This window comes from Roseovarius atlanticus, assembly GCF_019802205.1.
Classification (GTDB): domain Bacteria; phylum Pseudomonadota; class Alphaproteobacteria; order Rhodobacterales; family Rhodobacteraceae; genus Roseovarius; species Roseovarius atlanticus_A.
This window is the reverse complement of the sequence record NZ_JAHVHQ010000003.1, coordinates 196,583-210,688: the sequence shown is the minus strand read 5'-3', so window position 1 is coordinate 210,688 and position 14,106 is coordinate 196,583. Positions and strand designations below refer to the sequence as shown.

The 14,106-nt window shown below is 63.8% G+C and carries 13 protein-coding genes; 9 read left to right on the top strand and 4 right to left on the bottom strand.

The window, feature by feature from the left end:
• The first annotated feature begins 33 nt into the window (after window positions 1-33).
• The 6 genes from KUV49_RS06865 to KUV49_RS06840 all read left to right on the top strand — a co-directional run bounded on the left by KUV49_RS06865 (window position 34) and on the right by KUV49_RS06840 (window position 7,411).
• Window positions 34-1,812, top strand: a complete 1,779-nt coding sequence (locus KUV49_RS06865; protein ID WP_222449300.1) for an acyl-CoA dehydrogenase C-terminal domain-containing protein — start codon at window positions 34-36, stop codon at window positions 1,810-1,812.
• A gap of 59 nt (window positions 1,813-1,871) precedes the next feature.
• Entirely contained in the window at window positions 1,872-2,084 is a 213-nt protein-coding gene (locus KUV49_RS06860; protein WP_222449299.1) for a hypothetical protein, read from the top strand.
• 11 nt (window positions 2,085-2,095) lie between these two features.
• On the top strand, window positions 2,096-3,235 hold the full coding sequence (locus KUV49_RS06855; RefSeq protein WP_222449298.1) for an acyl-CoA dehydrogenase family protein: 1,140 nt from the start codon (window positions 2,096-2,098) through the stop codon (window positions 3,233-3,235).
• Between the two features lie 43 nt (window positions 3,236-3,278).
• On the top strand, window positions 3,279-3,917 hold the full coding sequence (locus tag KUV49_RS06850) for a glutathione S-transferase family protein (RefSeq protein WP_222449297.1): 639 nt from the start codon (window positions 3,279-3,281) through the stop codon (window positions 3,915-3,917).
• A 61-nt stretch (window positions 3,918-3,978) separates the two neighbouring features.
• A complete protein-coding gene (locus KUV49_RS06845; RefSeq protein WP_222449296.1) occupies window positions 3,979-5,190 on the top strand; it encodes an acetyl-CoA C-acetyltransferase in 1,212 nt (403 codons plus the stop codon).
• Between the two features lie 25 nt (window positions 5,191-5,215).
• Window positions 5,216-7,411 (top strand): 3-hydroxyacyl-CoA dehydrogenase NAD-binding domain-containing protein, encoded by a 2,196-nt coding sequence (locus tag KUV49_RS06840; protein ID WP_222449295.1) that lies wholly within the window; start codon window positions 5,216-5,218, stop codon window positions 7,409-7,411.
• 83 nt (window positions 7,412-7,494) lie between these two features.
• Here KUV49_RS06840 and KUV49_RS06835 read toward each other — a convergent pair whose 3' ends face one another.
• Together KUV49_RS06835 and KUV49_RS06830 are read right to left on the bottom strand one after the other, a co-directional pair.
• Complete coding sequence (locus tag KUV49_RS06835; protein ID WP_222449294.1) at window positions 7,495-8,157, bottom strand: Hint domain-containing protein; 663 nt, start codon at window positions 8,155-8,157, stop codon at window positions 7,495-7,497.
• Window positions 8,158-8,332: 175 nt separating this feature from the next.
• Window positions 8,333-8,977: a sulfotransferase family 2 domain-containing protein gene (locus KUV49_RS06830; RefSeq protein WP_222449293.1), complete on the bottom strand. Its 645-nt coding sequence runs from the start codon at window positions 8,975-8,977 to the stop codon at window positions 8,333-8,335.
• Between the two features lie 128 nt (window positions 8,978-9,105).
• Between KUV49_RS06830 and KUV49_RS06825 the strand changes: the two genes are divergently transcribed.
• Window positions 9,106-10,728 carry an AMP-binding protein gene (locus tag KUV49_RS06825; protein WP_222449292.1) on the top strand — a complete coding sequence of 541 codons (1,623 nt, stop codon included), beginning with the start codon at window positions 9,106-9,108 and terminating at the stop codon, window positions 10,726-10,728.
• Window positions 10,729-10,881: 153 nt separating this feature from the next.
• Entirely contained in the window at window positions 10,882-11,907 is a 1,026-nt protein-coding gene (locus KUV49_RS06820; protein WP_222449291.1) for a hypothetical protein, read from the top strand.
• A 14-nt stretch (window positions 11,908-11,921) separates the two neighbouring features.
• Here the strand turns inward: KUV49_RS06820 and KUV49_RS21635 are convergent, their stop codons facing one another.
• Entirely contained in the window at window positions 11,922-12,599 is a 678-nt protein-coding gene (locus KUV49_RS21635) for an SPOR domain-containing protein (protein ID WP_315899480.1), read from the bottom strand.
• Between the two features lie 247 nt (window positions 12,600-12,846).
• On the opposite strand from KUV49_RS21635, the gene KUV49_RS21415 reads away from it, so the two are divergent.
• On the top strand, window positions 12,847-13,284 hold the full coding sequence (locus KUV49_RS21415; protein ID WP_261391071.1) for a hypothetical protein: 438 nt from the start codon (window positions 12,847-12,849) through the stop codon (window positions 13,282-13,284).
• Window positions 13,285-13,464: 180 nt separating this feature from the next.
• On the opposite strand, the gene upp is transcribed toward KUV49_RS21415, so the two are convergent.
• Complete coding sequence (gene upp, locus KUV49_RS06810; protein ID WP_222449289.1) at window positions 13,465-14,097, bottom strand: uracil phosphoribosyltransferase; 633 nt, start codon at window positions 14,095-14,097, stop codon at window positions 13,465-13,467.
• Between the last annotated feature and the right edge of the window lie 9 nt (window positions 14,098-14,106).

Sequence of the window (14,106 nt, the reverse complement as noted above, 5' to 3'; positions counted from 1 at the left end):
CCCGACACTGTGATGATGTAGGGAGACCACCACATGCCGAGCTACACCCCGCCCACCAAGGACATGCAATTCATTCTGCACGATGTCCTGAAGGTCAGCACCACCGACACCCCCGGCTATGCCGAGCTGGACCGTGATTTCACCGGCGCCGTGCTGGAAGAGGCCGGCAAGATCGCGTCCGAGGTTCTGGCCCCCCTGAACGTCGTCGGTGATACCGAGGGCTGCAAGCTGGAAAACGGCATCGTCCGCACGCCCACCGGCTTCAAGGCGGCCTTCGACCAGGTGCGCGAGGGCGGCTGGACCGCGCTCGACCTGCCCGAGGAATTCGGCGGGCAGAACATGCCCTATATCCTCGGCACCGCGGTGGGCGAGATGTTCTCGGCCGCGAACCAGGCCTTCACCATGTACCAGGGCCTGACCCACGGTGCGGCCTCGGCGATCCTGGCCCACGGGTCCGAGGACCAGAAGGCCACGTACCTGCCCAGGATGGCGTCCTGCGACTGGACCGGCACCATGAACCTGACCGAGCCGCATTGCGGCACCGACCTGGGCCTGATGCGCACCAAGGCCGAACCGCAGGACGACGGCAGCTACAAGATCACCGGCCAGAAGATCTTCATTTCGTCTGGCGAACACGACATGGCCGACAACATCATCCACCTGGTGCTGGCCAAGATTCCCGGCGGCCCCGAGGGCATCAAGGGCGTCAGCCTCTTCATCGTGCCGAAGTTCATGGTCAAGGAAGACGGCTCGCTGGGAGAGCGCAACGGTGTCGCCTGCGGCAAGATCGAGGAGAAGATGGGCATTCACGGCAACTCGACCTGCGTCATGAATTATGACGAGGCGACGGGCTACCTGCTGGGCGAAGAGCACAAGGGCATGCGCGCCATGTTCACCATGATGAACGAGGCCCGCATCGGCGTCGGCATGCAGGGTCTCGCCCAGGCCGACGTGGCCTACCAGAACGCGCTGGACTACGCCAAGGACCGCCTGCAAGGCCGTGACGTGACCGGCGTCAAGAACCCCGACGGTCCGGCCGATCCGCTGATCGTGCACCCGGACATCCGCCGCGCGCTACTCGACCAGAAAAGCTTTGTCGAAGGCGCCCGCGCGTTCCTTCTGTGGGGCAGCCAGATGATCGACCAGTCGCATCGCGGCAATGACGCCGCCGCCGAGGGGATGGTCAGCCTGCTGACCCCGATCATCAAGGGCTTTCTGACCGACGAGGGTTTCGACATGACCATCCTCGCCCAGCAGGTCTATGGCGGCCATGGCTATATCGAGGAATGGGGCATGTCCCAGTTCGCCCGCGACGCCCGGATCGCCATGATCTACGAAGGCGCCAATGGCGTTCAGGCGCTCGATCTGGTGGGCCGCAAGCTGGCGCAGGACGGCGGCAAGCACGTCATGGCCTTCTTCGACATGGTCAAGGCGTTCATCAAGGAAAACGAAGGCCACCCGGCGCTGAAGTCCGATTTCCTCGACCCGCTCAAGGAAAGCTCCAAGCACCTGCAACAGGCCGGCATGTTCTTCATGCAGAACGGCATGAAAAACCCCAATGCGGCGCTGTCGGGCTCCTATGACTTCATGCACCTCTTCGGCCATGTCTGCCTGGGCCTGATGTGGGCGCAGATGGCCAAGGCCGCGCACGCGGCGATCGAGGCCGGGGACGGCGACACGGCGTTCTACAAGACCAAGATCGCCACGGGCCGCTTCTACATGAAGCGCCGCCTGCCCGCGACGGGGATGCACCTGGCGCGCATCGAATCCGGCGCCGAGCCCGTGATGGAGCTTGAAGCCGAGGCATTCTGAAAACGGTAGGGTGGGTTTCAAACCTACCCTACGCACGCAACGATGACTGGGAGGACATCATGCCGAAACGCTTTCGCCTGACCCGCCGCTTCAACGCCGCGATGACCGAGGACGGCTATCGCCGCCTGCGCAAATTTGCGCAAGAGTCCGGGCTCGACGAAGGCGAGGCACTGTCCTTCCTCTTCGAGAATTTCGACAGCGTGATCGACGAGGATACGTTCGGTCACCGCCTGCGCATCTTCAATTCCGAACTCGACGCCCGCAAACGCTAGGGAGGCCCCTCATGTCCGCATGGATGACCGACGAGCACGAAATGCTCACCGAGATGACGGCCAGGTTCATCACCGAGGAATGGGCTCCGCATTTCGAGCGCTGGCGCAAGGCCGGCATCATGGACCGCGAGATCTGGCAGCAGGCCGGCGCGCTTGGCCTGCTCTGCCCCTCGATCCCCGAGGAATACGGCGGCGCGGGCGGCGATTTCGGCCACGAGGCGGTGATCTGCATCGAGCAATCCCGCGCCAACCTTGCAAGCTGGGGCAACCCGATCCATTCCGGGATCGTGGCGCATTACCTCCTGGCCTATGGCAGCGAGGAACAAAAGAAACGCTGGCTCCCCAAGATGGTCTCGGGCGACTTGGTCGGCGCGCTTGCCATGACCGAACCCGGCGCGGGCTCGGACCTGCAAGGCATGAAGACCAAGGCGCTGCGCGAGGGCAATACCTATCGCCTGACCGGCCAGAAAACCTTCATCACCAACGGCCAGCATGCCGACCTGATCATCGTCGCCGCCAAGACCGACCCCAAAGAGGGCGCCAAGGGCATCTCGCTCGTCGTGGTCGAAACCGAGGGCGCCGAAGGCTTCACCCGCGGCCGCAATCTTGAGAAAAACGGGCTCAAGGCCGGCGACACGTCCGAGCTTTTCTTCGACAATGTCGAGATCCCGCCCGAGAACATCCTCGGCGGCGAAGAGGGCCGCGGCTTCTACCAGATGATGGAGCAACTGCCCCAGGAACGCCTGATCATCGCCTGCGGCGCCCAGGGCGCGCTGGAAGGCGGCCTCGCCCGCACGATCGCCTACACAAAGGAGCGCGAGGCGTTCGGCGCGCCCATCTTCGACAAGTTCCAGACCATCCGCTTCACCCTGACCGAGTGCCTGACCAGAACCAAGGTCTGCCGCGCCTTCCTGGACGAGTGCATCGAGGAACACCTGCATGGCAAGCTGAGTGTCGAGAAGGCCGCGATGGCGAAGTACTGGCTGACCGATACGCAGTTCGAGGTGCTGGATGCTTGCGTGCAACTGCATGGCGGCTACGGCTACATGGCCGAATACGACATCGCCGAAATGTGGGCGGATGCCCGCGTGCAACGCATCTACGGCGGCACCAACGAGATCATGAAAGAGCTGATCTCACGGTCGCTATGACGCGCAAAGCACCGGCCACGAAGATGACATTGGGAGTGAGAACATGACGATCAAGCTGTACTGCTTCGGTGAAAGCGGCAACGCCTACAAGGCGGCGCTGGCTCTGGAACTTTCCGGGCTCGACTGGGAGCCGGTTAAGGTCGATTTCTTCGGCGGCGAGACCCGGGGCGACGCGTACCGAAAAGACGTCAACGAGATGGGCGAAGCGCCTGTGATGATCGACGGCGATATCCGCCTGACCCAGTCGGGCGTGATCCAGCAATATGTCACCGACAAGACGGGCAAGTTCGGCGGTCGGGATCAGGCGGAAAAATACGAGGTTCTGCGCTGGGTGCTGTGGGACAATCACAAGCTCTCCAGCCAGGCCGGGATGACGCGTTTCCTGATGAACTTCCTGCCCGAGGAGAAGCGCCCGGCAGAGGTCATCAAATTCACCCAAGGGCGCCTCAAGGCCGCCTACACCACGCTGAACGACCGGCTCGAGGGGCGCGACTGGATCGTCGACGACGGGCTGACCAATGCCGACATTTCCTGCTGCGCCTACCTTTTCTATCCCGAACCCTTCGGCTTTGACCGCACCGACTGGCCCAATATCGACAGGTGGCTTTCGGGTATCGAGGCCCTGCCCGGCTGGAAGCACCCCTATGACCTGATGCCGGGCTCTCCGGCAGATCGCGCCTGAGCCGACCTCGGCGCGCACGAGCAACAAACAGACACGACAGGACAACCAAAGGAGTCCGCACATGACCGAAGCTTATATATACGACGCGGTCCGCACGCCGCGCGGCAAGGGCCGCAAGGACGGCGCGCTGCACGAGGTGACCGCCGTGCGCCTCAGCACCCATGTGCTGAACGCGCTGAAAGAGCGTAATGGCCTTGAGGGTCACGCCGTCGAGGACGTGATCTGGGGCAACGTCACTCAGGTGATGGAACAGGGCGGCTGCCTGGCCCGGACCGCCGTGCTGGCTTCGGACCTCGACGAATCCATCCCCGGCCTTGCGATCAACCGCTTCTGCGCGTCCGGCATGGAAGCCGTGAACCTGGCCGCGAACCAGGTCAAGGGCGGCGCGGGCGAGGCCTATATCGCCGGCGGCGTCGAGATGATGGGACGCGTGGCCATGGGCAGCGACGGGGCCGCGATTGCCGTGGACCCCAGCGTGGCCATGGACAGCTATTTCGTCCCGCAGGGCATCAGCGCGGACATCATCGCCACAGAATACGGTTTCAACCGCGACCAGGCCGATGCGCTGGCGGTCGAAAGCCAGAACCGCGCGGCGGCGGCGTGGAAGGATAACCGTTTCGAGAAATCCATCATCGAGGTGAAGGACCAGAATGGCCTGACCATCCTCGACCACGACGAATACATGCGCCCAGGCACCGACATGCAGGCGCTTGGCGCGCTCAATGCCAGCTTCCAGCAGATGGGCGAGGTGATGCCGGGCTTCGACGCCGTGGCCAAGCTGAAATACCCGCACCTGGAAAAGATCAACCACATCCACCACGCCGGCAACAGCTCTGGCATCGTGGACGGCTCTGCCGGTGTGCTGATCGGCTCCAAGGAGTTCGGCGAGAAATGGGGCCTGAAGCCCCGTGCCCGCATCCGCCAGACCTGCAAGATCGGCACCGATCCCACCATCATGCTGACCGGCCCGGTGCCCGCGACGCAGAAGATCCTGGCCGACTCGGGCATGAACATCGGCGATATCGACCTTTTCGAGGTGAACGAGGCCTTCGCCTCGGTCGTGCTGCGCTTCATGCAGGCCTTCGACGTCGACCCCGGGCTGGTCAACGTCAACGGCGGCTCCATCGCCATGGGCCACCCGCTGGGCGCCACAGGTGCCATCATCATCGGCACGCTCTTGGACGAGCTGGAACGCTCGGACAAGGAAGTGGGTCTTGCCACGCTTTGCATCGCGTCCGGCATGGGCGCGGCGACGATCATCGAACGCGTGTAACCCCAGGGATACGAGGATTAGAGACATGACTGATTTCACGATGGAGAAAGGCGCCGACGGCGTCGCGATCATCACCTGGGACACGGCTGGCAAGTCCATGAACGTGATGAACATGGAAGGCTGGCCGCTGCTGGAAAGCCTGGTGGACGACGCGCTTGAAGACGATGCGGTCAAGGGCATCGTCATCACCTCCGGCAAGGAGGGCACGTTCGCCGGGGGGATGGACCTCAACGTCATCGCCAAGATGAAGGAAATGGCCGGCGACAACCCGGCGCAGGGCCTGATGGACGGGCTGATGAACATGCACTCCATCCTGCGCAAGATCGAGCGTGGCGGCATGGACGACAAAAACAAGGGCGGCAAGCCCATCGCCGCCGCCCTGCCCGGTACGGCGCTTGGCATCGGGCTGGAAATCCCGCTCGCTTGCCACCGCATCTTTGCCGCCGACAACCCCAAGGCCAAGATCGGCCTGCCCGAGATCATGGTCGGCATCTTCCCCGGCGCGGGCGGCACCACCCGCCTTGTCCGCAAGCTGGGCGCGATGGGGGCCTCGCCGCTCCTGTTCGAAGGCAAGCTCAACGATCCCAAGAAAGCCAAGTCCGCCGGCGTGGTGGACGAGGTCGTGCCCGCGGACGAGCTGATCGCCAAGGCCAAGGAATGGGTCCTCAGCGAGCCCAGCTTCGTCAAGCCGTGGGACGAGAAAGGCTACAAGATGCCCGGCGGTGCGCCGTATCACCCGGCAGGCTTCATGACCTTCGTCGGTGCCTCAGCCATGGTCAACGGCAAGACCCAGGGCGCCTTCCCGGCGGCCAAGGCGCTGCTCTCTGCTGTCTATGAAGGCGCTTTGGTGCCCTTCGACACCGCCCTCAAGATCGAGGCGCGCTGGTTCACCAACGTCCTGATGAACCCGTCCTCGTCGGCCATGATCCGCAGCCTCTTCATCAACAAGGAAGCGCTGGAAAAGGGCGCCAACCGGCCCGACGTGCCCGACCAGAAGGTCAGGAAGGTGGGCGTCATGGGTGCGGGCATGATGGGCGCGGGCATCGCGCTCGTGTCGGCCTTGGCGGGGATGGAGGTTGTGCTGATCGACCAGAAACAGGAGGCTGCCGACAAGGGCAAGGCCTATACCGCCGACTACATGGACAAGGGCATCAAGCGCGGCAAGGCCTCCGAAGAGAAGAAGGCCGCGACGCTGGACCTCATCACCGCCACCACCGATTACAACGCGCTGAAAGGCGCAGACCTGATCATCGAGGCGGTGTTCGAGGATCCGGGCGTCAAGGCCGAGGTCACCAAGGAGGTGCTGAAGGTCGTCGGCGACGATTGCATCTTCGCCACCAACACCTCGACCCTGCCGATCACGGAGCTGGCCAAGGCCTCGGACAAGCCCGAGCAATTCATCGGCATCCACTTCTTCTCGCCGGTCGAGAAGATGATGCTGGTCGAGATCATCAAGGGCAAGGATACCGGCCCGCGCGCCGTGGCCAAGGCGCTGGATTACGTGCGCCAGATCCGCAAGACGCCCATCGTCGTGAATGACGCGCGGTTCTTCTACTGCAACCGTTGCATCATCCCCTACATCAACGAAGGCATCCGCATGGTGGCCGAAGGCGTGACGCCCGCGCTGATCGACAACGCCGCGCGTCAGCTGGGCTTCCCGGTGGGGCCGCTGCAACTGGTCGACGAGACCTCGATCGACCTTGGCGCCAAGATCGCCCGCGCCACCAAGGCCGCCATGGGGGACGACTACCCCGACGGTGCCGTGGACGAGGTGATCTTCTGGATGGAAGAAGAGGGTCGCCTGGGCCGCAAGTCCAACGCGGGCTTCTTCGACTATGACGACAAGGGCAAGCGGCAGGGTTACTGGCCGGGGCTGGAGGAGAAATACCCCCATGCCGAGGACCAGCCCGACCTGATCGCGGTCCAGCATCGCCTGATGTTCGCGCAAGTCCTGGAGGCCGTGCGCGCGCTGGAAGAAGGCGTGCTGGAAGATATCCGCGAAGGCGACGTGGGCGCAATCCTCGCCTGGGGCTTTGCGCCGTGGTCGGGCGGTCCGTTCTCGTGGCTCGACATCATCGGCACGCCCTACGCCGCCGAGCGCTGCGACGAACTGACCGCCAAGTTCGGCGAGCGGTTCACCACGCCCGAGTTGCTGCGCGAGATGGCCGGCAAGAACCAGTCCTTCTACGGGCGCTTCGGCACCCAGGCAGAGGCCGCGTAACCACGACCTTTCAAGCAAAAACGCAACCCGCGCGGCTAGGCAACCGCGCGGGTTTTCTCGTTCCGGCGGGATAAGCTGCGCCGCTACGCCGGAACGGCCGCCGCCCAGATGTCCTGGGGTGAATTACAGCAGGCCGCGGCAATCTCTTCTTCGATCTGCACGGCCAGGAACCGCGCCTCGTCCATCGACAGGATGGAATAGAACGGGCGGGCCACTTCGGCGAAGGCCGCATCGACCATGTCGGCAAAGGCGGGGCAGAAAAGCAGCGCCCCGTTTTCCGCGAACACCACCTGATCGGCGGCGAAATGCAGAACCACGATGTCCACGTCACCCTCGGGCGGAGTGCGGGCGACGCCATAAAGCCCCTCGATCGCTTCGGCGGGCATCAGGGTGAAAGGATCACCGTAAAGGTCCTCTGCCGCGTCGCTTTCCACCATGATGTTCTGCCCCGGCAGCACGTGCATCACCTCGCGGTTGCCCAACGCCCCGGCCGGGACCTCGAGCGGCCAGAACTGGCGCGGGCAATGGTCCTGCCCGCTCCACAAACGGACGCGGCTCACTTTCGTGATCGTCTGAAGCCCACCATCGAACGTCAGAACCTTGTCGCCTTCGGCAATCGCCTCGACCTGGCGCCAGCCCATGCCCGTTGCCACTTTCGTGCCGGAAATCAGCCCTGATTTGACGGCGGATGCATCCGCATTGCCATAGTTTTCGCGCGTCCCGACCGTGGAATTCCATCCTAACATTGACCATTTCCCCTCTTGTGCCGTTGGCAGACGGCGTCAGCAGACAAGATCCATGTGGCGTGATTCTCAGGACGCTGCTGGGTCGGAAAAGTGTCACGAATAGGGCATTGTTTCCGGCGCGACGCCATTCGCAACAGTTTCCGAAAACAAGGCTAAAATCTGAAACGAAATCGGTTCAAAATCGGTAACCGAACCTTTCGATGTCACGCACACACATCCGGCTCACCATTTCGACATCGGCCTCGGTATAGTATTCACGGTAGTCGGCGGATCGGTCCGAACGATTTTCATGCGGCAAGGCAAGCCGGAACCCCAGATGCTGCCAAAGGGGCTCCGCATCGGCCTCGAAATGCTCCAATCGGATGAAGAGTGACGCACGTTCCGCACCATTTGCCAAACGCATATAGCTTGCATAATCCGCGGCCCGGATCGAGGCCTGCATGTCCGGCGCGTTCAGGAACCCGCTGAAATCGGTGGCTTTGGCGCGGGCGACGGCCCGGTGATCGAAGTCCTGCACCCGCAGCCAGTGATAATAGCTGACCATCCTGTCCCAGGGATTGCGCACCAGCGTGAATGAAAAGGCCGATGCCACGAAGTCGCGCGTCACCAGCCCGTCGATATCCGCCATGGTAGAATGTTTCCACAAACGCCCCGCGCTCTTCACATCCTTGATCCGTCTCCGCCGCTTTCTTGCTTTCGGGGTGTCGCCGATCAGGATGTCATCCCGCATCGCGCGCCCCTCCAGCGCCAGCGCCAGCGACGTGCCGCCCGTCTTGGGGATATGCACGAAGATATAGTTGCGACCGGGAGAGATGATCATGCCGCAACGCTAGGCGATCGCGCAGGACTTGGAAAGATTGCCCCATGCACGAAACGGCTTTGCGTTCGGCATGGAAATACGCGATACCTCCTGCCGATCAGACTGTATGCGCCACAAGGGAGCCTGACATGGGTTGGATGAAGGATGAGACGGGTCTCGAAAAGCATCACGCGAACTACGTTCCGCTGACACCCCTGTCGCATCTGCGGCGCGCGTCCCATGTGTTCGCCGATCACGAAGCGCTGGTCTATGGCAGCTTTCGCAAGACCTACGCCCAGTACTACGAGCGCGTGACCCGCCTTGCCTCCGCCCTGCAGAAGATCGGCGTCGAACCCGGCGACGTGGTGGCGACGATCCTGCCGAATATCCCCGCCCATGCCGAGGCGCATTTCGGCGTGCCGGCCTGCGGGGCCGTGCTGAATGCCATCAACACCCGGGTCGAGGCCGATACCATCGCCTATATCCTCGATCACGGCGAGGCGAAGGTCGTGCTGGTCGATCCGCAATTCCTGTCCACTACGCTCGAGGCGATCGACAAGATGGACGGGCCCGCGCCAAAGATCATCGAGGTGCCTGATGACGAGGCCGGCGTGAAGCCGTATGGGGATCACCAGCTCTACGAGGATTTCCTTGAAACCGGCGATCCCCAATTCCGGTGGATCATGCCCGAGGATGAATGGGAAAGCCTAGCGCTGAACTATACCTCCGGCACCACCGGGCGGCCCAAGGGTGTGGTCTACAGCCATCGCGGTGCCTACCTTCTGACCATGGGCACTGCGGTGACATGGCCCCTGCCCCGCCACACGCGTTACCTGACCATCGTGCCTTTGTTTCACTGCAACAACTGGAACCACACCTGGGCGATCCCGATGGTCGGCGGCACCGTGGTGTGCTGCCGCGACATCACCGCGGCCAATATCTACAACGCCATCGCGGACGAAGGCGTCACCCATTTCGGCGCCGCGCCCATCGTGCTGAACATGATCGTCAACGCCAAGGATGCCGAGCGGCGCGAGTTCGACCATGCGGTCAGCGTATTCACCGCCGGCGCGCCGCCCCCTGCCGCCACGCTGCGTGCCATCGAGCCGCTGGGCTTTGACGTGACGCAGGTCTACGGCCTGACCGAAACCTATGGCCACGTCACCGAATGCATGTGGCACAGCCGGTGGGACGACCTGCCCGACGACGAACGCTATGCCATCAAGGCCCGCACCGGGATCCTGATGCCCTTCATGGACGATATCACCGCGCTCGACCCCGAGACCATGGAACAGGTTCCGATGGATGGCGAGACGCAGGGCGAGGTCATGATCCGCGGCAACGCGGTGATGAAAGGCTATCTGAAGAACCCCAAGGCCACCGAGGAGTCCTTCCGCGGCGGGTACTTCCATTCCGGCGACATCGCCTACCAGCATGACGACGGCTACCTGAAGATCGCCGACCGGGCCAAGGACATCATCATCTCGGGCGGCGAGAACATCAGCTCGGTCGAGGTCGAAGGCGCGCTCATGATGCATCCGGCCGTGCTGCTCTGCGCGGTGGTGGCCATGCCCGACGAGAAATGGGGCGAGGTGCCTTGTGCCTTCGTCGAGGTCAAGGAAAGCGCCACGGTGACCGAGGACGACCTGATCGCCTTCTGCCGCGAACGGCTGGCAGGGTTCAAATGCCCCAAGAAGATCGTGTTCGAGGAGTTGCCCAAGACATCGACCGGCAAGATCCAGAAATTCGAACTGCGCAAGGCGTTCAAATAGAACCGTCCGACTTTGCACCGGGCCTCGCGCCCCCGCCGCCCTCGGTTGGGCGCAAGGCGCCCGCATCGCGGTGTCATCGGCAATTGCCCGCTTGCGTATCGGCGTGATATGCTCGACCAACCGCGTTAACGAGGCAGAGCAGGCCCACGCGACATGACGGCGTTGAGCGAATACGAACGGCTGGAGGCTTCCGGCATTTGGCGGGCCTCCCCGGACTCGCAGCGCGTCGATGTGTACGTGTCGTTGGGTGACGCGACGCTCACGATCCTGGACCGCCGGGAACAACCGTTGACCCACTGGTCGCTCGCCGCGATATCGCGGGTGAACCCAGGCAAGCGCCCCGCTCTCTATCATCCCGACGGCGACCCCGGCGAGGTGCTCGAACTGGGCGACGATGCCGTCGAGGTGATCGACGCCATCGAGAAGCTCCGCGCGGCCGTCGAACGCGCGCGACCGCACCCGGGGCGCCTTCGCCTGGTGATCTTCCTGGGAAGTCTCGCAGCCGTCGGGGCGCTGGCGACCCTGTGGCTGCCTGGTGCGGTACGAGAGCACGCCACACGGGTCCTGCCCGACGTGAAGCGCGAGGATATCGGCCAATCCCTGCGGCGTCACATCGAACGGGTCACCGGCCCGCCCTGCAACGGGCCCGAGGGCCGTGGCGCTCTCGCGGAACTGGCCAGGCGGCTGCCCGCAGAGGATGATCCCGGCACGCTCGACGTGATGCGCAATGGCGTGAAAGGGGCCGTCGCCCTGCCCGGCAAGACGATCCTCTTGGGGCGCAGCCTCGTCGAGGATTACGAAGAGCCGGACGTGCTTGCGGGCTATATCGTCGCGCAGCGCCTGCGGGCCAGCCTGTACGACCCGATCGACGACCTGCTGCAATTCGCCGGCACCTGGGACAGTATCCGCCTTCTGACCACCGGCGAACTGCCCGAAGAGGTGCTGGCCGACTACGCCCAGCACCTGCTGACCCGTGCGCAGGCGCCGCTGCCGGACGAAACCATGCTGAACGGCTTTCGGGCCTGGTCCGTGCGGTCCACGCCCTATGCCTATGCCGTCGATGTCACCGGAGAAAGCACCCTAGGCCTGATCGAGGCCGATCCCTTCGCGACCGAAGTGCCCCCCGCGATCCTCAGCGACGCGGACTGGCTGCGGCTTCAGGGCATCTGCGGCGGCTGAGGCCGCAGAATGCGTTACTTGCGGTAATAGGCGTTCGGGTATCCCGCGCGGCGCACCGCCCGCATCCCCGATTGAAGCTGTGACTGCGTGCCGAACGGCCCGACCACGACCGACGTATACGACTGGCCGTTGTGGGTGGTCTTGCCCATCCGCGCGGGCAAGCCTGCATTGGCAAGGCGCTGTGCCGCACTGCTGGCGAGGCTCGGCTTGCTGAAAATGCCGACCTGCACGTAACGGTGGCTGGCCGCCTTGGCCACGGTCTTCGGTGCTGCCGACCGGGTCGAAACCGTCGGCTTGACCGCCTCGGCGCGCGGCGCGTCACTGGTCACGTTGCGCGTGCGCTTGACCGACCGGACACGACCGTCACGGCTGCGCACGACGGTGATCGGATCCGGCACCATCTCGCCGCGGGTGGCGACGATGACACCTGCGGCCCGCTGCTGTTCGAAGCTGATGTAGGGATACTGAAGCCCGGGGTACTTGTGCGTCACCTCGCGCCCCGTCCAGCGGTCGATCAGGCGACGCGGCACGGTCTTGGTCCAGGCCACCTCCATCTGCGCTTTGCCGGCAAAGGTCTGGTGCGCCCGTTGCGGGTTCAGCCGGTCATCCTCCCAGACGGGCTGATATCCTTCGGGAACGAATACACCGCGGGTGCTGCTGATCTGGCGCTCGTAGACGTGCTTCGGCGCCACGCGAACGGCCTGCGCGTGAACGACCGGGGAGTGAACGACGGGGGCCACCTGAGGGCTATGGCTCGTCGCGGAACGGATCACCGGCGCAGGCGCCGTGCTTGTCACACGGATTGCAGTACCGCTTCCGGTGCCGCCGGACATGATGGTCGCGTGGGGCGAGGTTTGCGGCCCGCAGCGTACGGCAAGATTGCCCTTTTTCTGCAAGTAGCGTTGCGACACCGCGCTGGCGCCCTGACATGCAGGCTGATTGCGCACCACCCGCTCGGTCTTTGTGACCCGCTTCGGTGCGGGCTTCGGAGCCGCGGCCGCCTGCGGCGTCACCTTGACCACCTTGGGCGAAACCGCGGATGCGGTCGAACTGGGGGCCGGTTTGGTAGACGGCGCTTTGCGTGTGACCTTTTTCTTGGTGGTCGTTTTCGCAGCGGCCGTGGTCGTGCGTTTCGGCGTCGGTGCCGGTTTCGCCGCGGCTGTCGCCTGCTGCGGCACCGTGATGATTTCGGGCTGTTGCGCGGCTTGCGGCCTCGCGGCCGGAGCGGCCGACGCCGTGGCGGTTGTCGTCGAGGGTTTGAACCCGCAGATCACCTTCCGCCCGCGTGTGACCCGCGGCACCCACGTGGTCTGCCCGTCGATTCCCGCGCGGATGAACACGCATCCGCGGCTGTCCACATATTGCCGCCCGGTATAGCTTGCTGGCGGAAACTCGGCCGGAACTCTCGCACCGGAATCACTCTGTGCCACGGCTCCGCCGTGCGCGACAGTGGTGGCGATTGCAGCTATCGCCAGAACACGCGTCAGTCTCATTTTGCCCCCAAGACAGCTGGAGCAAGATTGCCTGATTATTGTTGGTGAGTAAACAGTCTTTAGCCTATTTGGTGCCGAACATGCGGTCGCCCGCATCACCTAGCCCCGGCAGGATATACCCGATGTCATTCAGTCGCTCGTCAAGGGCCGCCGTCATGATCGGGACATCGGGATGCGCCTGCTTCATCCGGGCCACGCCTTCGGGCGCGGCCAGCAGGCAGAGAAAGCGGATATCCGTCGCGCCCGCCTCCTTCACCATGTCGACCGCCGCGGCAGAGGAGTTGCCGGTGGCCAGCATCGGATCCACCAAAATCGTCAGCCGCTTGCCCAGTTGTTCCGGCACCTTGAAATAGTACTTCACGGGCTTCAGCGTGTCTTCGTCCCGGTAAAGCCCGACAAATCCGACCCGCGCCGAGGGGATCAGCTCCAGCATCCCGTCCAGCAGGCCGTTGCCCGCCCGCAGGATCGAGATCAGCGCCAGCTTGCGCCCCGCAAGGACCGGCGCGTCCATTTCCTGCAGCGGTGTCTCGATGGTCTGGGTGGTCATCTTCAACTCACGCGTGACCTCATACGCCAGCAATTGGCTGATCTCCCGCAGCAGCTGGCGAAACACGGCCGTGGGCGTGTGCTTGTCCCGCATCAGCGTCAGTTTGTGCTGCACCAGCGGATGGGTGATGATGGTCAGATGATCTTGCATTTCGGCTCC